General features: G+C 72.4%; 15 protein-coding genes. 5 read left to right on the top strand and 10 right to left on the bottom strand.

Annotated elements, in window-relative coordinates; genetic code table 11:
- Positions 1–198: 198 nt before the first annotated feature.
- Positions 199–1155: a lipoyl synthase gene (lipA, locus tag ABD346_RS04810; protein ID WP_344371860.1), complete on the bottom strand. Its 957-nt coding sequence runs from the start codon at positions 1153–1155 to the stop codon at positions 199–201.
- Positions 1156–1291: 136 nt separating this feature from the next.
- Positions 1292–2089, bottom strand: coding sequence for a lipoyl(octanoyl) transferase LipB (gene lipB / locus ABD346_RS04815; RefSeq protein WP_344371862.1), 798 nt, complete (start codon positions 2087–2089; stop codon positions 1292–1294).
- 244 nt (positions 2090–2333) lie between these two features.
- Here lipB and ABD346_RS04820 point away from each other — a divergent pair, with 244 nt between their 5' ends.
- Positions 2334–3782 carry an NsdA family TPR-like regulatory protein gene (locus ABD346_RS04820; protein ID WP_344371865.1) on the top strand — a complete coding sequence of 483 codons (1449 nt, stop codon included), beginning with the start codon at positions 2334–2336 and terminating at the stop codon, positions 3780–3782.
- 12 nt (positions 3783–3794) lie between these two features.
- Here ABD346_RS04820 and ABD346_RS04825 read toward each other — a convergent pair whose 3' ends face one another.
- Positions 3795–5111, bottom strand: a complete 1317-nt coding sequence (locus ABD346_RS04825) for an NAD(P)/FAD-dependent oxidoreductase (protein WP_344371867.1) — start codon at positions 5109–5111, stop codon at positions 3795–3797.
- Between the two features lie 362 nt (positions 5112–5473).
- Complete coding sequence (locus ABD346_RS04830) at positions 5474–6373, bottom strand: TIGR01777 family oxidoreductase (protein ID WP_344371869.1); 900 nt, start codon at positions 6371–6373, stop codon at positions 5474–5476.
- A gap of 36 nt (positions 6374–6409) precedes the next feature.
- Between ABD346_RS04830 and ABD346_RS04835 the strand changes: the two genes are divergently transcribed.
- Both ABD346_RS04835 and ABD346_RS04840 read left to right on the top strand, forming a co-directional pair.
- Positions 6410–6934, top strand: coding sequence for a GNAT family N-acetyltransferase (locus tag ABD346_RS04835; protein WP_344371871.1), 525 nt, complete (start codon positions 6410–6412; stop codon positions 6932–6934).
- An 85-nt stretch (positions 6935–7019) separates the two neighbouring features.
- Entirely contained in the window at positions 7020–8237 is a 1218-nt protein-coding gene (locus ABD346_RS04840; RefSeq protein WP_381227405.1) for an amidohydrolase, read from the top strand.
- Positions 8238–8243: 6 nt separating this feature from the next.
- Here the strand turns inward: ABD346_RS04840 and ABD346_RS04845 are convergent, their stop codons facing one another.
- Positions 8244–8924, bottom strand: coding sequence for a TetR/AcrR family transcriptional regulator (locus tag ABD346_RS04845; RefSeq protein WP_381227407.1), 681 nt, complete (start codon positions 8922–8924; stop codon positions 8244–8246).
- A gap of 102 nt (positions 8925–9026) precedes the next feature.
- On the opposite strand from ABD346_RS04845, the gene ABD346_RS04850 reads away from it, so the two are divergent.
- On the top strand, positions 9027–9830 hold the full coding sequence (locus ABD346_RS04850) for an SDR family NAD(P)-dependent oxidoreductase (RefSeq protein ID WP_344371875.1): 804 nt from the start codon (positions 9027–9029) through the stop codon (positions 9828–9830).
- An 18-nt stretch (positions 9831–9848) separates the two neighbouring features.
- On the opposite strand, the gene ABD346_RS04855 is transcribed toward ABD346_RS04850, so the two are convergent.
- On the bottom strand, positions 9849–10370 hold the full coding sequence (locus ABD346_RS04855; RefSeq protein WP_344372186.1) for a DUF4240 domain-containing protein: 522 nt from the start codon (positions 10368–10370) through the stop codon (positions 9849–9851).
- A 166-nt stretch (positions 10371–10536) separates the two neighbouring features.
- The gene (locus ABD346_RS04860; protein WP_344371877.1) at positions 10537–11406 is read right to left on the bottom strand and encodes a GntR family transcriptional regulator; all 870 of its coding nucleotides are present in this window, start codon (positions 11404–11406) and stop codon (positions 10537–10539) included.
- A gap of 258 nt (positions 11407–11664) precedes the next feature.
- Between ABD346_RS04860 and ABD346_RS04865 the strand changes: the two genes are divergently transcribed.
- Entirely contained in the window at positions 11665–11898 is a 234-nt protein-coding gene (locus ABD346_RS04865) for a hypothetical protein (protein WP_344371879.1), read from the top strand.
- Between the two features lie 38 nt (positions 11899–11936).
- Here the strand turns inward: ABD346_RS04865 and ABD346_RS04870 are convergent, their stop codons facing one another.
- The 3 genes from ABD346_RS04870 to ABD346_RS04880 form a co-directional block, all read right to left on the bottom strand.
- A complete protein-coding gene (locus tag ABD346_RS04870) occupies positions 11937–12851 on the bottom strand; it encodes a GntR family transcriptional regulator (protein ID WP_344371882.1) in 915 nt (304 codons plus the stop codon).
- Between the two features lie 77 nt (positions 12852–12928).
- A complete protein-coding gene (locus ABD346_RS04875; RefSeq protein WP_344371884.1) occupies positions 12929–13909 on the bottom strand; it encodes a helix-turn-helix transcriptional regulator in 981 nt (326 codons plus the stop codon).
- Between the two features lie 76 nt (positions 13910–13985).
- A complete protein-coding gene (locus ABD346_RS04880) occupies positions 13986–14759 on the bottom strand; it encodes a VOC family protein (protein ID WP_344371887.1) in 774 nt (257 codons plus the stop codon).
- Positions 14760–14789 lie beyond the last annotated feature (30 nt).

The following is a 14789-nucleotide window of genomic DNA, read 5'->3' on the forward strand; positions in this document are numbered from 1 at the left end:
TAAAGCCAGGGTCACTGATTGGTGTTACCAGGGCGTGTCCGAGCGGTCAAACGCCAATGAAACATTGATGCGGAGCCGGAAAACGTTGACGCGGCCCGTACGCATGCCCCGACCTGCGGGGAAGGTACGAGCCGCGTCGTATCGGCCGTTACTGATCAGTAGCCGCTTGTGAGCGGCTTCACGTGCGGGCTGCCGGGCTTACGCCGTGGGTGCGGCGCTCCGGGCTTCCATCGCCTGCTGGTACAGCCGGCCCGCACGGTAGGAGGAGCGGACCAGCGGACCCGACATCACACCGGAGAAGCCGATCTCGTCGGCCTCCTCCTTCAGCTCCACGAACTCCTGCGGCTTCACCCAGCGCTCGACGGGGTGGTGGCGCACGGAGGGGCGCAGGTACTGGGTGATCGTGATGAGTTCGCAACCCGCGTCGTGCAGGTGCTGCAGCGCCTCGCTGATCTCCTCGCGGGTCTCGCCCATGCCGAGGATCAGGTTCGACTTGGTGATCAGGCCGTAGTCGCGGGCCTTGGTGATCACGTCGAGGGAGCGCTCGTAACGGAAGCCGGGGCGGATCCGCTTGAAGATCCGCGGCACCGTCTCGACGTTGTGCGCGAAGACCTCCGGGCGGGAGGAGAAGACCTCTTCCAGCTGCTCGGGGACCGCGTTGAAGTCGGGAGCCAGGAGCTCGACCTTGGTGCGGCCCTCGGCGCGCTCGGCGGTCTGCGCGTGGATCTGGCGCACCGTCTCCGCGTACAGCCAGGCGCCGCCGTCCGCCAGGTCGTCGCGGGCGACGCCGGTGATGGTGGCGTAATTCAGGTCCATCGTGACGACCGACTCGCCGACGCGGCGGGGCTCGTCACGGTCGAGCGCCTCGGGCTTGCCCGTGTCGATCTGGCAGAAGTCGCAGCGCCGGGTGCACTGGTCGCCGCCGATGAGGAAGGTCGCCTCGCGGTCCTCCCAGCACTCGAAGATGTTCGGACAGCCCGCCTCCTGGCAGACCGTGTGCAGCCCCTCGCTCTTCACCAGTTTCTGCAGCTGGTTGTACTCGGGGCCCATCTTCGCCCGGGTCTTGATCCACTCGGGCTTGCGCTCGATGGGGGTCTGGCTGTTCCGGACCTCCAGGCGCAGCATCTTGCGTCCGTCGGGTGCGACTGCGGACACGTCCGGCTCCCTGTGACTTCGATTCTTCGGCGAACCTAGGGTACGCCCGTTGTTTGCTTAGGTGGGGTGCGGCTCCCGCCGGGGGTAACCCGGGGGGGCTCTGCTGCATTCCCTCGGCGCCCTGGGGGCTCCGCCCTTACGCCGAGGCCTGCTCGATCTCCCGCGGGGCCAGTTCCGCGTTCTCCAGGATGTCGCGCAGGTGTTTTTCGGCCACCGGGAGGACCTCCGCGATGGTCACCTCGCGGCCCAGTTCGTACGAGAGCGACGTCACACCCGCATCGCGGATCCCGCACGGCACGATCCGGTCGAACCAGGTGTTGTCCGGGTTCACGTTGAACGAGAAGCCGTGCATCGTGACGCCCTTGGCGACGCGGATGCCGATGGCCGCCAGCTTGCGGTCCTCGCGGCGCTGGCCGGCGTTGGAGGGCGCGTACTCGGGGCCGTTGAGGCGGGCGTCGAACTCGTCGTCGTTCAGGCGCGGGTCGAAGTCGAGCGAGAGGCCGCCGAGCTTCGGGCGCTGCTCGACGGGGTCGCCGAGCACCCAGACGCCGCTGCGGCCCTCGACCCGGGTGGTCGCCAGGCCGAAGTCGGCGGCGGTACGGATCAGGGCCTCTTCGAGGCGGCGTACGTGCGCGACGACGTCCACCGGGCGGGGCAGCTTCTGGATCGGGTAGCCGACGAGCTGGCCGGGGCCGTGCCAGGTGATCTTGCCGCCGCGGTCGACGTCGATGACCGGAGTGCCGTCCAGGGGGCGCTCGCTGTCCTCGGTGCGCCGGCCCGCGGTGTAGACCGGGGGGTGCTCCAGAAGCAGGCAGGTGTCCGGAATCTCGTCGGCGAACCGGGCCGCGTGCACCCGGCGCTGCTCGTCCCAGGCCTCCTGGTACTCGACCGCGTCCTCGCCGAATCCCAGCCGGACAAATCGCAGCTCGTTCACGCCAGCTCCCCTGTCGAACTTCTCGGATGCACTGCGGATGCAATGCGGTGCGCGCCCTCATTCACTGTACGACCGTGTTCGAGGGCCTCCGCACGGCCCCCAGACCCGGGCAGAAACGGCACGTCACCACACGATCGGATGAATGCGGGGCGAAGGTGGCGGCACCGGCCGTATTGACCGCTAAATTCTCGCCGTTCCATGAGGGCTGCAAGATTGGCCCGGAAGGCAGGAGAACGCAGAGCTGATGACGGAACGACCCTCGCAGCGCACCCCCAACCGCCAGCTCGCCGCACTGATCGCAGAAGCCGGGTTCTCCAATGCCGGGCTCGCCCGTCGCGTTGACCAGCTCGGTCTGGAGCACGGCCTGGATCTTCGCTACGACAAGACCTCGGTCACGCGGTGGCTGCGCGGCCAGCAACCGCGCGGCACCACACCCGCGCTGATCGCCGAGGTGTTCACCCGGCGGCTCGGCCGGCGGCTCTCCGCACAGGACCTCGGGCTCGACGCCTGCGCGCCCGTGTACGCGGGCCTGGAGTTCGCGGCGACGCCCGAGGAGGCCGTCGACATCGTCAGCGGGCTCTGGCGCAAGGACTCGGGCAGCCACGCCGAGCTCCGCAAGATCGCGTTCACCCCGGCGGGCCTGGTGGTCCCCAGCAGGGACTGGCTGATCGGGCGGGCGGACGACCGGGTGGGCCGCGGCGAGCCGAGCCCGCAGGGCAACGTGACCCGCATCCCGGTCCAGGGCCGCCCGTCGGTGCCCCGCCAGCGGACCACCGACCGCGGCCCGGGCCAGCGGGTGACCAGCGGGGACATCGCGGCGCTCCGCTCGGTCGGCGAGCTGTTCCGCACCCTGGACCACGCCTACGGCGGCGGGCACGCGCGGCAGGCCCTGGTGCGCTATCTGGAGCACGAGGCCGAGCCGATGCTGCGCGGCACGTACGGCGAGAACGTGGGCCGCCGGCTCTTCGCCGCCGCGGCGGACCTGACCAGACTGGCCGGCTGGACCTCGTACGACATCGCCGCGCACGGGCTCGCCCAGCGGTACTTCGTGCAGGCGCTGCGGCTGTCCCAGGCGGCGGGGGACCGGGCGTACGGCTCGTACGTGCTGGTCACCATGAGCCGGCAGGCGGTCTATCTGGGGCACGGCCGCGAGGCGGTGCAGCTGGCCCGGGTCGCCCAGCAGGGCGTCGGGTCGGCGGCGCCGCCCGTCGTGCAGTCGCTCCTCAACGCGGTGGAGGCGCGCGGGCACGGCGTGCTCGGCGAGGTGCGGGCGTGCACCGCCTCGCTCGTGCGGGCCGAGCGGGCCCTGGAGAGCGCGCGGCCGGGCGACGACGTGCCGCACTGGGCGCGCTTCTTCGACGAGGCGCAGCTCGCCGACGAGTTCGGCCACTGCCACCGCGACCTCCAGCAGTACCGCGCGGCCGCCCAGCACGCCGAGCGCTCGCTGCAGCTGCGCGCGCCCGGCTACGCCCGGTCCCGGCTGTTCTGCCGGGTCGTGCTCGCCACGGCCCGGCTCGGCCTCGGCGAACTCGACCAGGCGTGCGCGCTGGGCGCGGAGGCGGCCCAGCAGGCCAGCGAGATGCGCTCGGCGCGCGCGGTCGAGTACGTACGCGACTTCGAGCGCCGCCTGGAGCCGTACCGGGACGCCGCCGCGGTGCGCAACTACCGGGACCGGGTGGCCGCGCTGGGCTGAGGGCGGCGGGGGTCAGGCCGCCTTGCGGATCACCTCCGGGGCCGAGTGCCAGGACTGGACGCCCAGGTCGGCGAGGATCGCCTGGGCGGCCCGGCGGCCCGAGTACAGGGCGCCCTGGACGGTGCTGGTGTCGCGGTGGTCGCCGCACACGTACAGGCCGGCGAGCAGCCGGACCGGGCGGCGCAGATCGTGCGGGGCGGGCATCGACGGCACGGCCTGGGGGGTGTGGTGCACGGCGAGCAGCTCCCAGCCGTCCGTGGACGTGGCGTACAGCCGCGCCAGTTGGCGGCGCACCGCACGCTCCAGGTCGTCGGGCGGGGTGCCGAGCACGGTCGAGGTGATCAGCGCCCGGCCGCGCGGCGCCCGGCTCGGGTCGACCTCGCTCATGACCGAGCTGTACGCCACCGGGCCGCTGCGGTCCGCGTCCAGGAGCAGCGCGGGGTCGGCGAGCGGGGCGTGCGGGGCGGCGTGGTGCAGCACGGTGAGCGGGTGGAACGCGGGCACCCGCAGGCCGGGCAGCAGTTCGGCGGCGGCCGGGGCGTCGGTGGCCAGGAGCAGCGAGCGGCAGCCGAGCACGCCGTGGTCGGCGGTGGTGACCGAGGTCGTGGCGACGGCCGTCACCTTCACATCGGTACGCACCGTGCCGGGCGGCAGGGCCGCGGCGAGCAGCTCCGGCAGGGTGGCCGCGCCGCCCGCCGGGACGCACAGCCGGCCGCGTGCGAAGCCGCGCAGTGCGAGGTCGGCGCAGCGGCTCGACGTGGTCAGGTCCGGGTCGCAGAGCAGGGCGGAGAGCAGCGGGCGGACGAAGCCGTCCAGGGTGCGGGCGGGCAGGCCCCGGCCCGACAGGGCCTGGCCGATGGGGAGTTCGGGCCGGGCGACGATCCGCTCGACCGGGGTCGCGGCCAGCCTGGCGAGCGCCTTGCCGAGCCGGGCCTGGTCGAGTGCGCCCCCGAGCGGGGTGACCGTGCCCCGAGGGGCGCTCGCGCGGGCGCGCGCGGCGGCCAGTGCGCCCCTCGCGCTCCCTGTCGCGCCCGCCCGGTAGCGTCGGCCCTCGCTGTGCACGAGGACGCCGGGCGAGAACGGGCGCAGCGGCAGGTCCTCCAGGCCCGGAGTGCGGGTCAGTTCCGGGTACGAGGTCGAAAGGAGCTGGCCGATCCGGTCGAGGCGGAAGCCGTCGACCGTGGTGGTCGACATGCGGCCGCCCACGGAAGGGGCCGCCTCCAGGACGCTGACCGTGACTCCCGCGCCGGTCAGCTGATGAGCCGCTGACAGGCCCGCGAGCCCGGCCCCCACGATGAGTACGTCCGCATGGTGTGCGGTGCTGAGCACGTGGCCCTCCCCGGGGTAGGCGCGGTAGGTGGAGGCCTCATGCCCCCAACTGGCCCACGGAATGCGGCAGTTCGAGGAGAGAGTAGGTACGTTCTGGGTGGGCGGGGCCGCGCACGTTGGAGCATGCCGGGCGCACGAGTCCCGTCCGGGGGTGGGCGGGGGAGGGGTTTCCCATGCTGGGGCGGCCATCCCTGGGGCTGCGCCCCGGACCCCCGCGGATGGGTGGGAGTACGACTTGTGGGCCGCCGTGGTTGCTCGCGCAGTTCCCCGCGCCCCTGGCGGGACTGGTGCCGGCGAGGCCGGCATCTTGAGCCCGCCATCGGGGTCCTGGCCCTTGAGGCCTGGTGGGGTGAGGACGAGCGCTACCCCGCCGCCGCCCCAATCGCCCCCTCCACGCTCGGGAACGCGAACCTGAAGCCCGCCGAGAGCAGCCGGGACGGCAGGACGCGCTGGCTGGACAGGGCGTCCGAGGCCGCCCCGCCCACCGCGAGCCGCATCGCAGCCGCCGGGACGGGGAGGAGGGCCGGGCGGTGCAGGATGCGGGACATCGCCGCCGTCACCTGCCGGTTCGTCACAGGCTCGGGGGCGGTCAGGTTCACCGGGCCGGACAGCGACTCCGTGTCGATCAGGAACCGCAGCGCCGCCACCTCGTCGTGCAGCGCGATGAACGACCAGTACTGGCGCCCGCTCCCGAGCCGGCCCCCCAGCCCCGCCCGGAACAGCGGGAACAGCTTCGCCCAGGCCCCGCCGTCGCGGGCCACCACCAGACCCGTACGGGCGAACACCGTCCGGATGCCCGCCTCCTCCGCGGCGGCCGCCGCCTCCTCCCACTCCACGCACACCCGTGAGAGGAACCCGTCGCCCGGCGGCGCCGACTCGTCCACCGGACGGCCGCCCGTGTCGCCGTAGTAGCCGATGGCCGACCCGCTGACCAGCACCTTCGGCGGGGTGTCGAGCGAGGCGATCGCCTCCGCGACCGCCGCCGTGCCGAGCACCCTGCTGTCCCGGATCTTCTTCTTGTACGCGGCCGTCCAGCGGTGGTCGGCCACCCCCGCCCCGGCCAGATGCACCACCGCCTCGCATCCCACCAGGCCCGCCGTGTCCACGTACTGGCGCGCCGGATCCCACTCGACCTCGTCCGGGCCCTCGGCCTCGCGCCGTACGAGACGGAGCACCTCATGCCCGTCCGCCCGCAGCGAGCGCACCAGCTCCGCACCGATCAGTCCTGTCGAACCCGTCACCGCGATCTTCATGGATCCCATCCTCGCGCTCCACGGCCCGCATGGCACAGTGGCCGCATGCCCGAGTCGTACACCGAGCCCAGTACTTCTCCTCCTCTGCTCATACGCGCCGCCCAGTGCCCCGACGGCGAGCCGCTGGGCGCGCTCAGCCGGGCCGCCTGGTCCCCACTGCACTCCGTACAGCCGCGTCCGACACCTCCGTACGAGCCCTTCTTCGACGAGCGGCACCAGCCTTCGGACTATCTCGTCGCGGAGACGGACGGTCAGGTCGTCGGGTTCATCCGGCTGGTTTCGGCCACCTCGCTCGCCTGCAACCGGCACGTCCGGCAGATCCAGGGGCTCGAAGTCGCCGAAGCCGCGCGTGGCCGGGGCGTCGCGCGAGCCCTTCTGCGCGCCGCCTGCGAGCACGCGCGCCGTCAGGGCGCCACCCGCATCACCCTGCGTGTCCTCGGCCACAACGCCCCGGCCCGCGCCTTGTACGAGGCGGAGGGCTTCGCGGTGGAAGGCGTACTGCCCGGCGAGTTCCTCCTCGAAGGCGAGTACGTGGACGACGTCCTCATGGGACGTGCCCTGACCGCCTGACCGCCGATCACCCCCGAAAGGCAGGCCCGTGTCACACCCCAGCCACTCGAACCATGCCGCCAAGGCCGCCGCCGACGCGGCCGGTATCGCCCTGCGCGGGCTCGATGCCATCCGCGCCGACCTCGCCGCCGTCTACCGCGATCTGCACGCGCACCCCGAGCTGTCCTTCGCCGAGCACCGCACCGCCGCCGAAGTCGCCGACCGGGCAAGGGAGTTCGGGTGCGAGGTGACCACCGGGGTCGGGCGCACCGGCGTCGTCGCCGTCCTGAGGAACGGGCCCGGGCCCACCGTGCTGCTCCGGGCCGACTTCGACGCGCTGCCGGTCGGCGAGCGGACCGGGCTCGACTACGCCTCCACCGTCGAGGGGGTCATGCACGCCTGCGGGCACGACATGCACGTGACCTGCCTGCTCGGCGCGCTCAAGCTGCTCGCCGACTCCCGCTCGCTGTGGAGCGGCACCGTCCTTGGCGTGTTCCAGCCCGCCGAGGAGATCGCGCAGGGCGCACGGGCCATGCTCGACGACGGGCTCTACGAGCGGTTCGGGACGCCCGACGTCGTGCTCGGCCAGCACGTGGGCCCGTTCCCGGCCGGGCTGATCGGCGCGCACGCGGGCCCCGCCTTCGCCGCCACCGACGGGCTCAAGGTCGTCATGTACGGCAAGGGGGCGCACGCCTCGCGGCCCGAGACGTCCGTCGACCCGGTGGTGATGGCCGCCTCGACCGTGCTGCGGCTCCAGACGATCGTCTCGCGCGAGATCCCGGGCGGCGAGACGGCCGTCGTGACCGTCGGCGCGCTGAACGCCGGGACCAAGGACAACATCATCCCGGACGAGGCCGAGCTGAAGATCAACATCCGGACGTACAAGGAGACCGTGCGGGCCAGGGTCCTTGCCGCCGTCGAACGGATCGTGCGGGGCGAGGCCGCCGTCGCCGGGGCGGACCGCGAGCCCGACATCACCGGGATCGACTCCTTCCCGGTGGTCGTCAACGACGCCGACGCGGTGGCGCGGACGATGGCCGCCGTCGGCGCGGTCATAGGCGACGACAAGGTGCTCGACCCGGGTCCGGTGACGGGCAGCGAGGACGTCGGCCTGTTCGGTACGGAGGCCCAGGTGCCGGTCTGCTACTGGCTGTTCGGGGGCGCGGACGCCGAGGTGTTCGGCGCCGCGTCCGCCGCGGGTACCGTCGACCAGGACATCCCCTCCAACCACTCGCCCTTCTTCGCCCCGCTGGTCGAACCCACCCTGACCACCGGCGTCACGGCCCTGACGACCGCCGCGCTGGCCTGGCTCGACCTCGGCTGAACGGGCTCAGTGGCCCAACAGCCGCATTCCGCCCGTGAGTTCGCGCAGGCAGCGCACCGCGAGCTCGGCGGGGGAGCCCGGGCCTGTGGCCGCGGCGTCGGTGGCGGACCAGGCTTCGAGGGCCACCCGGATCGCGTCGGTGGCCGCGGCCGCCGCGAGCCGTACCTCCAGGGCGTCGGCCCCCGGCCCCGCGAGGCGCGCGAGCACGGGCAGCAGGCGCTCCTCGGAGTCCTGGTTCACGCGGTACCAGACCGCGCGCAGCGCCGCGTCGTGCTCGGCCGCGCGCAGCAGTCCCCGGGTCCACCGGAACTGCTCGGCGGCGTGCGCGTCCGGCACCGCGAGGGCCTCCCGGACGGCGACCTCCAGGGTCTTCGCCAGGGGGCCGGGCTCGGCCGCTTCGAGCAGCGCCCGCCAGCGTTCGGCGCCGCCCGAGAGCAGCGGGCCGACCGCGTCCTGCTTGGAGCGGAAGTAGCGGTAGAAGGTGCGAAGGGCGACCCCGGCGTGCCGGGCGATGGCCTCGGCGGTGGTTCCGTCGGGCCCGTGCTCGGCGAAGAGCGCGGCCGCGGCACGGGCGATGTCGAGCTGGGTCGCGGCCTTGCGGCGCTCGGTGAGCGAGGCCTTGGGTGGGGGAACGGGCTGCGGTACAGGCTGGGTCACTTCGCAAGCGTACGCCCGGGGCCTGGGCATCTGCATGGATTGACTTCGTGGCAAAGCGTGCCATCAAGGCGTACGGTGGAAACATCCACCAGGAGCCTCCCGCTCCCCCTGCGTCAAGAAAGCTGGACCGCGATGAGCGTCAACACCGTCACCGACCGCTACGAAGGACGCCGCGCCCTTGTCACGGGCGGCGGCTCCGGCATCGGGCAGGCCACCGTGCTGCGCCTGCTCGCCGAGGGCGGTCACGTCGTCGCCGCGGACGTCAGCGAGGCCGGTCTGAAGGACACCGCCGAGAAGGCGGGCGCCGCCATCGGCCGGCTCACCACCCTGGTCGTCGACATAGCCGACGAGGGCTCGGTGCGCGAGGCCGTCGCCGCCGCGGTCTCGGCGCTCGGCGGCCTGGACGTCCTGGTCAACGCGGCCGGCATCCTGCGCTCCTCGCACACGCACGAGACGAGCCTGGCCGACTTCAACAAGGTCGTGGCGGTCAACCTGACCGGCACCTTCCTCATGATCCGCGAGGCGATCCCGGCGCTGCTCGAAGGCAACGGCGCGGCCGTCGTGAACTTCAGCTCGACCTCGGCGATGTTCGCCCACCCCTACATGGCGGCGTACGCGGCCAGCAAGGGCGGCATCCAGTCGATGACGCACGCGCTCGCCGCCGAGTACGGCAAGCAGGGCATCCGGTTCACCGCCGTACAGCCCGGCTCGATCTCCTCCGGAATGACCGACGGAACCGGCGCCTCCAGGGCGAGCGTGGGCCCCGGCCTGCCCGCCGACGCCGACATGTCGCTCTTCATGAAGCTCGCCCCGGCCATCGGCCAGGGCTTCGCGGGCCCCGAGACGGTGGCCTCCGTGGTCGCGATGCTGGCCAGCGACGACGGCCGCTTCATCACCGGAACCGAGATCCGCATCGACGGCGGAACGCACTACTGAGCCGGTGAACGGCCCGGCTCAGCCCGTCCCGAAGCGCTCCCACAGGCGGGGGAAGCGGGCCGCCAGCGCCGACTCGTCCTCGAAGTCCAGCGTCGTTCCGGCCGGCTCCTCGGACTGGGCCGGGATGCCGAGGTCGGGCGCGACGACACCGGTGAGCTGCTCGTACGCCTCGTCCGCCGCGTAGCCGAGCTCCTCGCCGTCGCCGTCGACCTCCTCGTCGAACTCGCCGAGGAGGTCGGCCAGCGCGTCCGGATCGTGCAGCGCGCCCTCGAAGACCTCGCGGCCCTGCCCGATGAGCCAGCAGCGGAAGTAGTCGAAGGCGTCGTCGCTGGCCCCGTCGAGCAGCACGGCGGCGGCTCCCCACAGGTCCCAGCGGTAGGCGCGGTTGTAGCGCGCCTCGAAGTGCCGGGCGAAGTCGAGCACGGAGTCGGGGTCGTACTGCAGCAGCCGCTCCACGAGCAGGTCGGCCTGTTCCTCGGGGTCGCCGTCGGCGGCCTCGCGGGTACGGTCGACGATCTCCCAGAACTCCGTCTCGTCCATCACGGAACCAGCATCGTGGGTAGGGGGAGGCGGCGCACGCGGAGCGGCGCTTTTCGTCCGGTTGCCGCTCCTGGCTCACCCCTGGCACACCTGTAGCCATTCGCCCGCCGCGTCTTCGCCATCCGTTCGCCACTCGACGCGCGTGCTCGGCCCGCCCGTCGGTTCGCTACTCGTCGAGGGGCAGCGCGGTGGCGACCATCTCCCAGCGCGAGTCGAACCAGGCCTGCACCTGCTGGAACTCCGCGCGCTCCACGGACCGTGCGCCGTTCCCCTCCAGGGTGGCCGGGAAGAGGGTGTCGCTGTGCAGTTCGAGTACCTCTATGGACTCGGCGTCGACGAGGATGCGGGTCCTGCGCAGAAAGTAGTAGCCGGTCAGCATCTGGCTGCCGTTGATGAGGTAGCGCTTCTCGCCGGGCACCGTCGGCAGACTCCGGATCTCCACGGACACCGAGCCGACCGTGCCCTCCTCGGCCAGCTGGGTGAGCGAGTGGTGCAGCGCCTCCGTGTACATCCGGATGACCCGGCGAAGGCGCCGCAGCGGGCGCAGGTCCGACGGGTCGTCGAGGTGGCGGGGGTAGGGGTGGTGGGTGTCGAGATCCGGCACCAGGACCCGTACCCGGACCGACTGGGGAGCCGGCCGGTCGCCGAGCCGGATGAGCTCGGCCTGCTGCTGCACGGCCCGGGAGAGCTCCTCGGTGTGCAGCGACCAGACGTCGAGCGAGACGTGCGGGGCCTCGAAGGCACGGGAGATGTAGTAGACCAATGGCCGCCCGATGGCAGCCTGGCGGGCCACCCGGGCGCCCCGGCCCGGCACCCCTTCCTCCAGGAGCCCCTCGTCGCGCAGCAGCTGGAGCGCCTTCTGCACGGTGCCGCGCCCGCAGCGGAAACGGCGCATGAGCTGCTCCTGCTTGGGCAGCGCCTCGCCGGGCGCGGGGACACCGTTCTGGATGTCCTGGCGCAGCGCGTCGGCGACCAGTCGGTAGCGGGGGGTCTCCCCGGCGTCGTCCCGGTCGGCCCCTGTGGAGTGGGTCGTCACCCAGCGAGGCTACAACTCGCGGTCAGGACAGGACAGATGGCTGCATCCATCGGTCAACTCTCCTGATTGACCGGTTGGTTGGACCTGATGGTCGCTCAAGTCCCCATTGGCACAGCTGTGTTGCTCGATATGCAGCGGGCTGACCATAGATGGCCACCATTCAGGCCGGGTAGGAGAAGGGAACACAATCGCCTGCCAATGAAGGTACCGGGCTCAGTACTTGCGGTCCCCGGCGGCGACAACCGGAGGAGGTGTTCCATGGGACTGGAGACGCGCGTGCAAATCGTCCTCGAACTGCTCTCGAACGTAGGTGTCGTGTCCCTGCTCGGCCCGTCGGGCCTGCTGGTGCTCGCCCTGGGCGTACTGCTCGCGAAGGGCGGCGGAGCCGGCGCGGCCCCTCGGGAGCCGGGGCCGGTTCCGGCCGGGCCGCGCACGAACCTGGTGTGCGTGGCGGCCGTGATCCTGGTGCTCCTGCTGATCGCCGCGCTCTGACCGCAGCCGGCTGAAGGACGGCCCGCTCCGGATCCGGCTCAGTTCGGGTCCATGGGGCGGGCGATGGTGTTCCACAGCGAGTCGAACCACTGCTGGGTCTGCTCGACATAGCTGCGGGTGACCTGGTCGTCGTCCACCACGGTGTGCCGGAAGAGCATGCCTTCCACGCCGAGCATGTCGTAGATCTCGATCGGATTCCGGTCGAGATCCACCGTGCGCTCGGTCACCTGGTAGTGGCCTGCGAGAACCTCGCGGCCGTTGAGGATGTAGACCTTCTGCGTCGGGGTGATCGACACCTTGCGGGCCTCGACCGTCACGTCCGGCACGAGGTCGCGGACCTTCAGCATGCGCAGCGAGTGCCGCAGCGAGCCGTAGATGTGGTTGCTGGTGATCCGCAGCCGCTCGCGCGGCCGGCCGTTCTGCAGGTCGCCGATCACCTGGGGCAGGGCGAGCGGGGCCTCGGCGTCGGGCAGCAGGATGCGCACCGCCACCCGGCGCGGGCCCGAGCCCTCGGCCTGCACGGTGACCAGCGGGCCCGCGAGCGCGGAGGCCAGCGTCTCGCCATTGAGGCAGTACGCGTCGATGGTGACCTCCTCCTGGCGGAAGCACTGCGCCACCCGCTCGCCCAGGAAGATCCCCGCGGGCCGCGGCGAATGGCGGCGCCCGCCGGGCACCTCGCGCCGGTTGTTCACGGACGCCTGGACGACCGCGGGGCGGGCCACCGTCGGCGGGGTGCCCTGCTGGGCCCGCCTGATCAGGCCTTCCCGCTCCAGGAGTTCGACCGCGCCGCGGACCGCGCCACGCGGCACGGCGAAACGCGCGCTGAGCTGGGCCTGGGTCGGGATGTGCTCACCGACCCGCAGCTCACCGGCGGTGATGAGCGCACGTAAGCCGTCCGCGACCACATCCCGCGGACGACGCTGTCCATCGGTCGAAGCGCTGCTACCAGGCACCCTGCCAGCGTACAACTTCCTGCCAATGACGGCGAGTTGTCTGCCGGAAACTGACTGTATCTGCCAATGCGGCTGTCCTATTCGTAGAGTTGGCGCAGGGCGCGGGCCGCCTCGGCGAAGCGGTCGCGCAGTTCGGCGGGCTCCAGAACTTCCAACTCCGGCCCCAGGCTGAGCAGTTGGCCGTACGCCACGTCCTGCGACTCGACCGGAAGCGTGATCGTGAGCCGGCCGTGCTCGTCCGGCCCCGCACCGTTCTCCACGGCCTCGCGCACCGCGCCGCGGTCGCCGGTGAGGTACGGCAGCCGCGCGGCCCCGGCCGGCGAGACCCGTACGACCACGGTCTCCCTGAGCACCGAGCGCGCGAACTCCTCGGCGCGGGCCTCCCAGAAGCGCGGCAGGTCGAAGTTCTCGTCGCGTACGAAGCGGTCCTCGCCGACCGCGACCGCGGTGAACCGGTCGAGCCGGTACACCCGGAAGCCGTCGCCCTCGTCGGCAGCCCGGGCGCACAGGTACCAGACGCCCGCCTTCAGGACCAGGCCGTACGGTTCCAGCTCGCGCTCCGCCTCGGCCCGGCCCGGGCGCCGGTAGCCGACCCGCACCCTGCGGTCGTCCCACACCGCCTCGGCGACGGCGGGCAGCAGTTCCGGCGTCTCGGGCTCCTGCCACCAGCCGGGGGCGTCCAGGTGGAAGCGCTGGGCGGCGGCGGACGGGGCGTCCTTGAGGGAGGGGAGCAGGGCGGCCGAGACCTTCAGCCGGGCGGCCGATGCGGCGTCCTCCAGGCCCATCTCCCGCAGCGCGCCCGGCACTCCGGACAGGAACAGCACCTCGGCCTCGGAGCGGGCGAGGCCGGTCAGGCGCGTCCGGTAGCCGCCGACCAGGCGGTACCCGCCGGTCCTGCCCCGGTCCGCGTACACCGGCACCCCGGCTTCGGCCAGCGCCTGCGCGTCCCGGGTGACGGTCCGCTCCGAGACCTCCAGCTCGCGCGCCAGCTCTGTGGCGGTCATGGCGGGCCGCGCCTGTAGCAGGAGCACCATCTTGATGAGCCGGGCTGCACGCATGCGCCCATGATGCAGGGTGCTCGGGCTGTGATGTGCCGGGGCTGTGGCTGATCGCGCAGTTCCGCACGGTGGATGCCTACCGATGTGCCTCGTCCAGCTGGATGACCGAGAACACCCCTCCCTGCGGGTCACGCAGCAGAGCGAAACGGCCGGGCGGGATCGGCGTGGGCGGGACGTGGACCTCGCCGCCCAGTTCCCGCGCCTTCGCCGCGGTCGCGTCGCAGTCCTCGACCTCGACGTACACCATCCAGTGCGGCGGCACCTCCGGCGGGAAGTCCTCGTTCATCCGCATCATGCCGCCGAAGCTCTTGCCTTCGAGCTCCCATTCCGTGTACTCGGAGCTGCCGTACGGCTCGCTGTCGCCGCTCCAGCCGAAGACGGTCCGGTAGAAGGTCCTGGCCTGGTCCGCGTTCCGGGTCAGCAGCTCGAACCAGCACATGCTGTACGGCTTGTCCGCGATCCCGAAGCCCTTGTGCTCCTTGGGCTGCCAGACGCCGAAGACCGCGCCCTCGGGGTCGGCGAACACCGCGAGCCGGCCCGATTCGAAGACGTCCATGGGCCCCGCGACGATCGAGCCGCCGTTGCCGGTCACCGCCGCGGCCGTGGCGTCGGCGGAGTCGACCTGGTAGTACGCCAGCCAGGCCACCGGCTGCCCAGGCGCCTGGCAGGGCCCGTACCCGCCGACGTACTGGTCGCCGAGCAGGAACATCCCGTAGCCGCCCGCCTCTTCCATCGGCACGTCCGCGCCCTGCCAGCCGAAGAGCCCGCCGTAGAAGGCCTTGGCGGCGGCCACGTCGGTCGTCGACAGGTCGGCCCAGGCGGGCGCCGACGGGCGGTTGTAGATCTTCATGCGGTGCTCCCGGAGTGGTGGCGCCCCCGG

Source organism: Streptomyces mauvecolor (assembly GCF_039532965.1).
Lineage (GTDB): Bacteria > Actinomycetota > Actinomycetes > Streptomycetales > Streptomycetaceae > Streptomyces > Streptomyces violascens.